The sequence below is a fragment of the uncultured Polaribacter sp. genome, assembly GCF_947501385.1.
GTDB lineage: Bacteria > Bacteroidota > Bacteroidia > Flavobacteriales > Flavobacteriaceae > Polaribacter.
In genome coordinates this window covers 143,088-154,405 of the sequence record NZ_CANMVP010000010.1, presented here as the reverse complement: position 1 = coordinate 154,405, position 11,318 = coordinate 143,088, and the positions used below count along the sequence as shown (strand labels likewise).

Sequence of the window (11,318 nt, the reverse complement as noted above, 5' to 3'; positions counted from 1 at the left end):
CGATTTGTAGGATGGTTGAAGAAAAGCCAGTATATCAAAAATTAATAAAACAGAAGCTAAACGTATAACTCAATAAAATTAAATTTCAAAAGTCATTAATGTCTGTACTTATTATTTTGTTTTTGGTGCAAATGAGCTGTAAAAACAAAAAAATAGAAAACAATGCTATAGATTATATTACTGAAACTTCGGGAAAAGTTGATTTTGGTAAAACAGATGTTTCGGCCTATACGCCTGAAATAAGGGCGAATATGAAAAAGTTATATGAAGACAAATTTGGAATGTTTGTGCATTGGGGGCCTTATGCGCAGCTTGAAGGAATTTGGGACGGAGAAGAAGTTGCCGCAGAATGGATTATGAACCGCGCAAAGATATCCGTAAAGGACTATGAAAGAGAGGCTGCAGGTAAATTCAAACCGATGAAATTTAATGCTTCCGATTGGGTTGATATTGCCGAAAATGCAGGCATGAAATTTATAGTAATTACAGCTAAGCATCACGATGGTTTTGCTATGTATGATTCTAAACATCCGTATAATCTGGTCGATTTCGCAGGTTTTAAACGAGATGTTCTCAAGGAATTATCAGAAGAATGTGCAGCACGAGATATGAAATTGGGATTCTATTATTCCCAAAGTCAGGATTGGCATGAAAAAGGGGGTGCTGGAAATAGCTGGGATTTTGGCAGCAGGTTTAAACCTCAGGATGAATTTAACACGTATTTCAACGAAAAAGCGGTGATGCAAGTAGAAGAACTCACTAGCAACTATGGTGATATTTTTATGATTTGGTTCGATACACCGCTTCAAATGGATGATGAAAAGTGCCAGTTGATGATGGATATGGTGAAAAAGAACCAACCTGGAGCATTGGTGAATTCAAGATTAGGGCAAGGTTATGGTCATTTTGAGGTTTCAATCGATAATGGAAAAACACCAAGTGTAAGCAAAGCGACCTGGCTTTCCGACTTGAAAGTTCCATGGCAAACGCACGAATCGATTACTGAACGGGGCTGGGGGTATACTTCCTATGGAGGCGAAAACGACCGTTCGGCAGCATACAGCGATTTTATTTATAGCCTCTGCCGTATTGTGGGAAATGGAGGGGTTTACTTGCTAAATGTTGCCCCACGACCCGATGGGACGATACCGCAATCGCAGGTAAACAGTATCGCGGCAATTGGTGACTGGCTGAAAGTAAATGGAGAGACCATTTATGGTGCAGATCCCAGTCCGCTAAAGTTTCCTCCCTATGCCATTACCAGCAAACCAGGAAAGGTATATCTTTATATCAAGGATATGGATGACAATCAGCTTGAACTTACCGGTCTTTTATCTAAAGTAAACAACGCTTATTGTTTGGCCGATCCATCAAAGCAATCACTAGTGTTTAATCAAGATGGTGCTGTATTAAATATCACTGTTCCAGAAGAATTGTGGCAGCCAAGGGTAACTGTGGTGGTATTGGAGATTGAGGACGATGAAGCTAAGGTGATTGATGAAACCCTTCAACAAAAACAAAACGGTACCATTAATTTGCCTGTTGCAAAATCTGAATTTGCCATTAGACGGATAAGCTATGACTATGAAGAAAAAGTGACCTATCGTTGGGGAGAGAGTACAAAACAAGGGTTAATATGGACAGTAAATGTTACAAAACCCGGTGATTTTAACGTTGTGAGTGAAGATACTGGAAACAATGGGTTTACCTATAACCTAATTGTGGCAAACGATACGTTGGAGCTTAACGCAAAAGGAGAAAAAGGCAGGATGCTAAAAAAGAAACAAGCTGGAAACATCAATTTCAGCAAAAAAGGAATCTATAAAATAGCAGCATACCCCAAAGAAACCATAGGAATGAGCAGTAGGTACAAATTTAAAGGAATAGAATTGGTTCCTGTAGAATAATGGTAAAACTAACGAATATAGACAAACAGATGAGCATCTTAACCCGTATAGGTTTTGTGCTTTTTAGTGCTATTTTAAATGCACAGTCAGTGGAAAAACCACTGATTGAATTACTTGACAGTAGGGTGTACCAAACACCTCAAATCTATTGGGAACCCACCAAAAATCAAGGGGATATAAAAGCCTTGTTTTACGAAACCCTACCGTATAAAGGAAAACCCACTAGGGCTTTTGCTTATTTGGGTATTCCCAAAAGTGATAAACCCCTGCCCGCCATGATATTGGTCCACGGAGGGGGAGGCAAAGCTTTCCACGAGTGGGTAAAACTATGGAACGATCGGGGATATGCTGCCATTTCAATGAGCCTGGAAGGACACATGCCCGATGAAAATGGGAAAGGAAAATTGCCTCATGAATATAGTGGACCTTCCCGTGTTGGTCGATTTGATGATGTTGATTTACCATTAAACGAACAGTGGATGTATCATGCCGTTTCTGATATCATGATAGGGCATTCGCTTCTAGAATCGTTGGAGGAAGTGGATCCCGATCGCATCGGGATTACAGGCATTTCATGGGGTGGAATTTTAAGTAGTCTGATGTCTGGACTAGACACAAGATTAAAATGTGCAATACCTGTTTATGGTGCAGGATATCTTTACGAATCAAAAGGGCATTTTGGAGAACATGGGAATAGCACTCTTGACTTTATTGAGAAAAAGAAATTTTGGGATCCATCACACCAGTTTTCTACAGGTTCGGTGCCAACACTTTGGGTCAATGGCGATAGCGATGGGCACTTTTCCATCAATATCACATCACGTTCTTTTAAAACTACCAGCGATCGTGCCTTCCTTACCATCCATCAGGGAATGAAACACGGTCATGGTGCAGGTTGGAACCCAAAAGAAGTCCCAGAAATTTATGCTTTTGCAGACCAAATATTAAAAGGAAAAGATACTGGATTAGGACGTATTATCAAGCAACCCTCACAACGAAATGTAAGGTTAGTTTACGAATCAAAGTTTCCAATCAAGGAAGCAACAGTCTATTATTTGAATGAAAAGCTAACATACCGGAAGCTTAATCCAGAATCAAAGCATTCAAGACCTGGCCCTTGGCTAAGTATCCAGGCCAAAGTGAGTGCTTCCAATAATAAAGTGGAGGCTCAACTGCCCGAAACAGCAATGACGTATTATGTGAATCTAAAGGATTCGCGTGGTCATATAATTTCTTCAAGTTTAGTCGAAATAAATGATAAATAAACTATAAACCAATGAAACGAGTATACATTTTATTCACTAAAAATTTTAAAAATATGAAACCACATCTGATTACAATGATTTTTGCTTTGGCAATTATAAATATCAGTGCTCAAACCAGTTCCGAAAAAAACTCGCTTATGGGTTCTTGGGGAGTTCGCCTTATCGTTGAAGGTGGTGTAGAATTAGATAAAGCCAGTTCATATAGCGATTGGGTAAAAGGGGCACAGAATATTGTGGACAATCTCCCAACAGTTGGTCATGTATTTACAAATTTCACGCATCGTGCCCATGGCTATTGGTTTACCTTAAGGGATAATCCTTATGTAGATATCGCCAAGGAAATCCATCCTGAATTTGTGCCCTCTCCTGAAAACGAAAAAATCATTTTGGATGTCATTGATATATTACATAAGGGAGGAAAAAAAGTAATTCTCTACATCGCTACGGACGGTCCTTCGGCAAGGTCGGGTACAAGAAATAATGCGGAATATAAGGCAGCTTGGGAAAACTATTACAACGCAAAGTTTGATGGTGATGAAGGGTTGGCCTACCGAACTTTATGCAAAGGATTTATCGAAAGGTTTAAAGGTTTGGCAGATGGCTATTGGTTAGATCATGTAGGGGGAATTGCTGGAGAATTAACAGATTTTATTGATATGATTCGAGAGGTAGACCCATCTGTTATGATAGCTTCTAACGGCATAGTGGAAAATGAGAGCTCAAATAAATCAAAGTATTTTAAAGATAAAAATGGAGATGATTTGGAAGTGGATTCAGACGGGACAAATGACCCAGATGGTAGAAAATATAAAATAAGATCGTTTAATTTAAATAGTTCTTATGTTGATTTTACTTCCGGTCACCCAACTCCTCTGGCTTGGGGAGCTCCACCTAATTCATGGGCATATGAAGAGTTTACATTTCCTGAAATAGTAGACGCAATGGCTAGTTATGATCCAACCAAACATACTATAAAACACGCTTGGATGCCAATGCGCATGAAATGGACAAGTCCAAGGGCTAATTTGGTGTTTGATGTAGAACAGGCCTATCGTTTTGTTCGGACTTTAACTGATGGGGGTTGTGCCATTACCTGGGGAAATACTCAAACAAATGGGGCTATGACAAAAGACGAAATGGATATTATGAAGGAAATTGACAGGAGATTAAGAATGAAGCCGATGCCTGATTATATTCCATATAAAAGACCTGCAGGAGCAAAATTAGTTGGAGAAACAAAAGCTAAAGATTAACTGTTGCCCGTAAACGAATAATCGTAAAGATCATTTATACCTAAAACACTGGTATTTAATGACTTTTATAAAAAAATAGCTATTAAATTATGATTCTATTTCATTAATTAAGAATTACAAATTTAACATGACAAATAATCAAAATAGAATAAGGAGATAAATGAAACTTCTAGCTACTAAACTATTTCTTTTAGCTACAATCGGGTTAAGCGCACAAACAAAGTTACCGGACATTTTATCCGACAATATGTGTTTGCAACAGTCTGCCGAAGTAAAAATATGGGGTTGGGACACACCTGGACAAAAAGTAGCCGTTAATCCATCGTGGGGGAAACAGTCGCAAACCATTACCGATAAAGAGGGCAATTGGCTGATACATATTACAACACCAAAAGCTGGAAAAACAGGTAGCATAAAAGTAACAGGATCTACACAACAAACTATCGAAAATATTGTGTTTGGTGAGGTTTGGGTTTGTTCGGGACAGTCGAACATGGAAAGGGAATTAGGCCTTCGTAACGGGCAAAAACCAATTATCAATTTTTGGGAAGAAGCTAAAAAAGCAAATTACCCGAACATACGCATGTTTAAAGTTGCTACAGTTGCTTCAGGAATTCCACTTAACAATTGCCAGGGGAAATGGGTGATATGCAACCCAGAAACCGTGTTTAAATTTTCGGCAGTAGGGTATTTTTATGCACAGATACTTCACGAAAATTTGTCTGTCCCGTTTGGTTTAATTCAATCATCCAGAGGAGGAACACCCGCAGAGGCATGGATACCAAAATCAGGAATCCATGAAGGATTACGTGAAAAGTATAAAAATTTTGAAACATCCTTTCAAAAAGATAAAGATGACTACGACAGCGCATTAAATGATTTTAAAAGTGGACTTATATCGGAATTTCCCTATATACCAGAAAGTGTTGACCGGCTTAAGAATAAATACAGAAAGTTATCGGTATTGTATAATGGTATGATTTCACCGCTAACCAACTACATCATAAAAGGCGCCATTTGGTATCAAGGCGAAGCAAACGTTCCATATTGGGAAGATTATAGAACAGTATTCCCTAGTATGATAACAAGTTGGCGAAAGCAATGGGGTATTGGCGATTTTCCATTTTATTTTGTGCAAATTCCTCCCTACGATTACGATGATAAATATGGGATGCCATTTGGGATGCCAAAAATTGTAGAGGCTCAGTGTGAAGCATTAAAGCTTCCAAATACTGGGGTTGCGGCTACACAAGACATAGGTGCATTTTATGATATTCATCCGCCGCATAAAAAGGAAGTTGGTCGCCGCTTATCTTTAATTGCCTTACATAAAACGTACAATAAACCAGATGTTGTTTACGCTGTCCCTTTTTTAAGTTCATATAAAAACGAAGGCAAAAGTATGGTTCTTCAAATTGAAACACCGGGTTCCGAATTGTATTTATTATCCGCTGCAATTGGCGGAATTTGGGGGTTACATATTGCTGGTGAAAATAAAATTTTCTATCCAGCTAAGGTTAAGCAGGATGGGAATAAAATTCAATTAAGCTCGTCAAAGGTGGAGCATCCAGTAGCAGCACGTTATAACTGGGCAAACAATGCGAATGCTACAATTTATAACAAACAAGGTTTACCTGCGCTCCCTTTTAGGACAGATGACTGGGACAAGGTTTTTTATGGAGAGTAAAGTTTTACTAAAATTATTTAAATATATTTTTTATGAAGAATATTTTCTTTTTAACGTTAATAGGATTCTTGTTTATTAATTGTCAAACAAAAAAGCAGGAAAGCAAACTCGAATTGCAATACACACAAAATGATGCGGATTGGTACACACGTAAATCTGGCATAACAAAATATTTGATTAAGATAGACGAAGGAAATCCAAAAGTAGCCATTGACCATGCCAATAAACAAGATATTGACGCAGAAGCTTGCTTTGTAAAAGCACTTGCTTTTGCAAAAATAGGAAATGCAGATTCGACTATGGTCCAAGTTAAAAAATCATTGGATTTGGGACTAAGTATCGACCGATACCAAGCACCTCTCGAAATGCTTGTTTCTTTAAATAAGTTTCCAGCGTTCAGCAATTTTATCAAAAAAAAGGGAAAACTAATCGTACACGGACCAATGGTTGGCCATACTACATCTAGGACTGCAAAAATTTGGTTACGAACATTTCAGGCATTAAAAGGTCAGATTGTTTTAAGTGAAAATGAAACTTTTGAAAAGGAGATTTTATCAAAAGAAGTACAAACCGAAAAATCTACAGAGTTTTCTGCTAAGCTTGATATTGAAGGACTTATAGCGAATACCACATATTTTTATAAGGTTAAAATTGAAGGTAAAATTCAAAACAAAATTTATAAATTTAAAACACAACCAGTTGAAGGGCAGGCCAATGAGTTTGCCATAGCTTTTGGTGGTGGTGGTGCTTACATTCCCTGGCATTCCTATATGTGGAATACTTTAGATTCGCATAATCTAAATGCGATGCTATTGATGGGCGATAATGTTTACATCGACTATCCGGAGTACCCAGACATTCAAAGGTATTGTTATAATCGTAGGCAAAGCAAGCCAGAGTTTCGTGACTTTTCATCAAGAACACCAATCCTTTCAATTTGGGATGATCACGATTTTGGGGATAATGACGAATTTGGCGGAAAGGAAATCGATACTCCTGAATGGAAACGTCCGGTTTATGAAGTATTCCGAAATCAGTTTGCAAATCCTTATTACGGTGGTGGCGATGAAAATCCTGGCGTATGGTATGATTTCCAAATGGCAGATGTTGATTTCTTTATGTTGGATTGCCGCTACTACCGCGAACCCTCAAGTGCTGATGGAAATATCAAGGATCCCCAAATGTTGGGTCCAGTTCAGTTAAATTGGTTAAAAGAGAAGCTGCTGGCATCAAAAGGAACATTTAAAGTAATTGTTTCGAGCGTTCCCTGGGCCTATGGTGCAAAAAGTGGTATGGCAGGGAGATTTGATACTTGGCGTGGTTACAAAAAAGAGCGCAAGGAGATTTTTGATTTCCTTGCCGAAAATAAAATAGAGGGCGTTGTGCTTCTTTCTGCCGACCGTCACCGCAGCGACTTATGGAAAATTGAACGCGAAAATGGCTATCCTTTGTACGAGCTGGAAAGCTCGAAACTTGTAAATACACACACGCATGTATGTATCGACGACCCCGAAAGAATTTTGTGCTACAACGAAAAATGTTCGTTTGGTAAGCTGATTTTCAATACCAAATTACCCGACTCAACGCTGCGCTATGAAATATGGAGCATTGATAACGAAAAAGTGGAAGAGTACACGATTAAACTTAGCGAACTGAAACATTAAATAGTCCTGTTACACAATTTTTAACAAATTAATTATAAATATATGAAATTGGTATTGCCTCTTTGTCTGCTTATGCTACTTAGTTGTACGACGAAAAAACAGATCAAAAAAAGTATTCCCAATATTATAATCATTTACGCGGATGATTTGGGGTATGGTGATGTTAGCTGCTATAATAAACAGAGTAAAATCTCAACGCCAAATATTGATAAACTGGCTAAAAATGGGATTATGTTTACAGATGCACATGCACCAAGTGGGATTTGTAGTCCTAGCAGATATGGTATTTTAACTGGCAGATATTCTTGGCGCACCAGCCGTAAACGAGGCAATCCTAAACCTGGTGAACAACCATGGATAAACCAAGGGCGTTTAACTATTGCTAGTATGTTAAGGGATTATGGGTATAATACAGCAGTTATTGGTAAATGGGGACTCGGTTCTGATTGGAAAGCAGCTGCCAAACTAACAAGGGATGGTATTGATATTTCTGCCAATGGTATTGACTATAACAAACCTATTTATAGTGGTAAGCCCGTAGGGTTTAAACATGAAGAAGTTCATCTCTGGTACGGGCAGAAATATTATAAGAGAAAATACCCTTGCCATGACGTACCTGGAACAAAAGAACATTCTGATGGCGGTCGATGGTATTTTGAGAATGGTATGAGTAAAAATGGCGATCCTCAATTTGATCAATTCGATATGGAAGAAGCACAAATGCATTACATCGCAAGAAGTGTTGATTACATAAATGCTGCCGCAAAAAGCACTAAGAGTTCAGAGTATAATCTTAAAAAAGACGCGCCTTTTTTCTTGTATTATGCGCCTCATATACCTCATTACCCGCATGTGCCTGCTAAGCAATTTCAAAGAACTTCTGGTGTTGGACTTTATGGCGATTTTGTAAAAGAATTAGATTGGGCTGTTGGAGAAATCATTGCAGCGCTTGAAAAGAACAATATATTGGATGAAACACTAATCATTTTCGCTTCAGATAATGGACCTGAATCTCAAACTTTTGGTTATATAAAAGAGTATGGTCATTATGCCACGAAAGATTTTAGAGGTGTAAAACGAGACCTTTGGCAAGGTGGTCACACTACGCCTTTTATCGTTTCATATCCAAATAAAATCACGAAAACAGGAACACAATCAAATCGTTTAATTTCTCAAACAGATATTTTATCTACCATAGCCGATTACTTAGATATTAAGTTGGATAATAACGGTGCAGAAGATAGTTATAGTTTTCTTGATGAAATTATTGAGGGTTATGAGGTAACTAATAAGCGTGAAGTTGCAATACATCATAGTTCAAGAGGAAAACTAGCCATCAGACAAGGCGATTGGGTGTTTATAAATAGTAAGGAAGGAAGAGAGAATGAAGAACCAGATTGGTTTAAAGAGCAAATTGGTGTAGTGCCTCATAACGAAGATTTTGAGTTGTTTAATCTAGAAAAAGATGAGCAACAAACAAAAAACCTTATAACAGAGTATCCAGAAAAGGCAGAAGCGTTAAAAAAACTTCTTGAAAAGTATATTGAAGAAGAACGAACGATTATAAGGTAGATGATTCATAAAAATAATCTCTTAAAAAATAATTGATATTAAAAAATTATAAATAAATTGAATTTTTATAATAAGCTAACACTTAGTTTACTGGTATTTATAAGTGCTTACTGCTCAGAATTATCAGCGCAGAACGACAATACTAGTCCTTTAATTTTAGATATGGTTCATCATAACCCAGGAGATAAACCTTATGAATCGGCTTATAACGATCCATCTGTAATAAAACAAATGGGATATAATGGCAAGGTTTATTTTCTTTTTGAGTCTCCAGCATTAGCTATTAACTGGGAGTCTGTGGATCCAGATATTTTGCCTAAAGGTTCAGAGGAACGTAAATGGGTAGACAATAAGGCAGCGCAGATTAAAAAGATGCATGCAGACAGTAAAGCACAAAACATCGATATTTACGCCATGTCTGATCTTATTTTGTTTCCGAAAAGATTGATAAAAAAATATGATATCGAAAAAACTTTTGGAGATCCAAATAATCCACTTACAGAAAAATTAATTCGAGCTCAAATCAACGAAATGTTTCGTCAGTTTCCTGACCTTGACGGTTTGGTAGTTCGTATAGGAGAAACTTATTTACATGATGCACCTTATCATCAGGGACATATAGAAAATAAGACCAATGCTGAAAAAACAATTATCCCACTAATGAAAATCTTGAAAGAAGAGATTTGTATTAAAAATAACAAAAAATTAATTTTTCGTACGTGGATCGCTTTTGATAGAAATATGGAGAAATATTTGAAAATAAGCGACTCCGTGGAACCTCATAAAAACTTAGTCATTAGTATTAAACATTGTGAAGGTGATTTCCATAGAGCAAATCCGTTTAGTAAAATTATAGGACAAGGTCGTCATCGGCAAATTATTGAAGTGCAATGCGCAAGAGAATATGAGGGTAAAGGTGCATATCCCAATTATGTTGCCAATGGCGTTATTAACGGTTTTGAAGAACATGCCAATATGCCAGAAGAAAAAATTAATAGTTTAGATGAATTTGTTACTGAAAAACCAAATTTGTATGCAGGCGTTTGGACGTGGTCTCGTGGCGGTGGATGGGAAGGTCCGTATATAAAAAACGAAATGTGGTGTGACTTAAATGCTTGGGTAATGGCGCAATGGGCTAACGATACCAAGCAAACCGAAGAACACATTTTTAATAGATATGCAAAAGAGCGTTTAAAATTAAAAGGTGACGATATTATTGCCTTTAGGAAATTATGTTTGCTTTCCGCAGAAGCAGTAGTAAGAGGCAGAAATACAACGCATGGAGATATGAATCCTTGGTGGACTAGAGATCAAGGTATTGGATGGCCAGTTCCTGCAGAAGATCCTATTAGTCAAAAGCGAAATCTAAAACAAAAGGATGAGGCTATAGCGAAATGGGAAAAAATTGTAAAATTAGCCAAATCAATTCAATGGAATGATGCAAATACACGTAGTTATGCCATAGGTTCTGCAGAGTATGGGTTGTTACTATATAAAATATACCGTGCTTTGGTATACATGTCAGATGCAGAATCTAAAGGAGATACCAAAAGTGTTCAAAAGTGGATTCAAGTGTATGACAAAGCATGGGAAGCGTATCATAAACTTCCAGAAAAGAATAATTCTGTTGCAACTTTATATACTCAAGATTACAAGAGACATATTAAAAATCATGCGCATACTAAAGTAAATGAGCTCAGAAGGGAATAAATATAATATATAGTAGCACTTTATCTTCTAGTATTGAAAATAGTTAATGCTAATAACACCCAAAAACCTCTAAGAACTTTTGTCTAAACAAGATTTGGTTGATTTGAGCAAAAGTGTAATAGAAAAGAGAATGTTAAATATTTATTAATATCAGAAATTGTGAACTGTTATTTATCAAACATTTTAAAAAGTTGCTTACATATTTAGGATATAGTGATTTTTTAAAAGAAATTTCTATAATCTTTTAGCTAAACCAATAA

At 37.1% G+C, this 11,318-nt stretch carries 7 protein-coding genes; all 7 read left to right on the top strand.

The window, feature by feature from the left end:
* Nucleotides 1–98: 98 nt before the first annotated feature.
* The 7 genes from Q0998_RS08510 to Q0998_RS08480 all read left to right on the top strand — a co-directional run bounded on the left by Q0998_RS08510 (nucleotide 99) and on the right by Q0998_RS08480 (nucleotide 11,058).
* Nucleotides 99–1,907 carry an alpha-L-fucosidase gene (locus tag Q0998_RS08510; protein ID WP_299668888.1) on the top strand — a complete coding sequence of 603 codons (1,809 nt, stop codon included), beginning with the start codon at nucleotides 99–101 and terminating at the stop codon, nucleotides 1,905–1,907.
* A gap of 29 nt (nucleotides 1,908–1,936) precedes the next feature.
* Complete coding sequence (locus tag Q0998_RS08505; RefSeq protein WP_299668885.1) at nucleotides 1,937–3,172, top strand: S9 family peptidase; 1,236 nt, start codon at nucleotides 1,937–1,939, stop codon at nucleotides 3,170–3,172.
* Nucleotides 3,173–3,225: 53 nt separating this feature from the next.
* The gene (locus tag Q0998_RS08500; RefSeq protein WP_299668882.1) at nucleotides 3,226–4,425 is read left to right on the top strand and encodes a hypothetical protein; all 1,200 of its coding nucleotides are present in this window, start codon (nucleotides 3,226–3,228) and stop codon (nucleotides 4,423–4,425) included.
* Between the two features lie 247 nt (nucleotides 4,426–4,672).
* On the top strand, nucleotides 4,673–6,112 hold the full coding sequence (locus Q0998_RS08495) for a sialate O-acetylesterase (protein ID WP_299668879.1): 1,440 nt from the start codon (nucleotides 4,673–4,675) through the stop codon (nucleotides 6,110–6,112).
* 32 nt (nucleotides 6,113–6,144) lie between these two features.
* On the top strand, nucleotides 6,145–7,776 hold the full coding sequence (locus Q0998_RS08490; RefSeq protein WP_299668876.1) for an alkaline phosphatase D family protein: 1,632 nt from the start codon (nucleotides 6,145–6,147) through the stop codon (nucleotides 7,774–7,776).
* Between the two features lie 42 nt (nucleotides 7,777–7,818).
* Nucleotides 7,819–9,348, top strand: coding sequence for an arylsulfatase (locus tag Q0998_RS08485; protein WP_366943615.1), 1,530 nt, complete (start codon nucleotides 7,819–7,821; stop codon nucleotides 9,346–9,348).
* Nucleotides 9,349–9,405: 57 nt separating this feature from the next.
* Entirely contained in the window at nucleotides 9,406–11,058 is a 1,653-nt protein-coding gene (locus Q0998_RS08480; RefSeq protein WP_299668873.1) for a hypothetical protein, read from the top strand.
* Nucleotides 11,059–11,318: the final 260 nt, after the last annotated feature.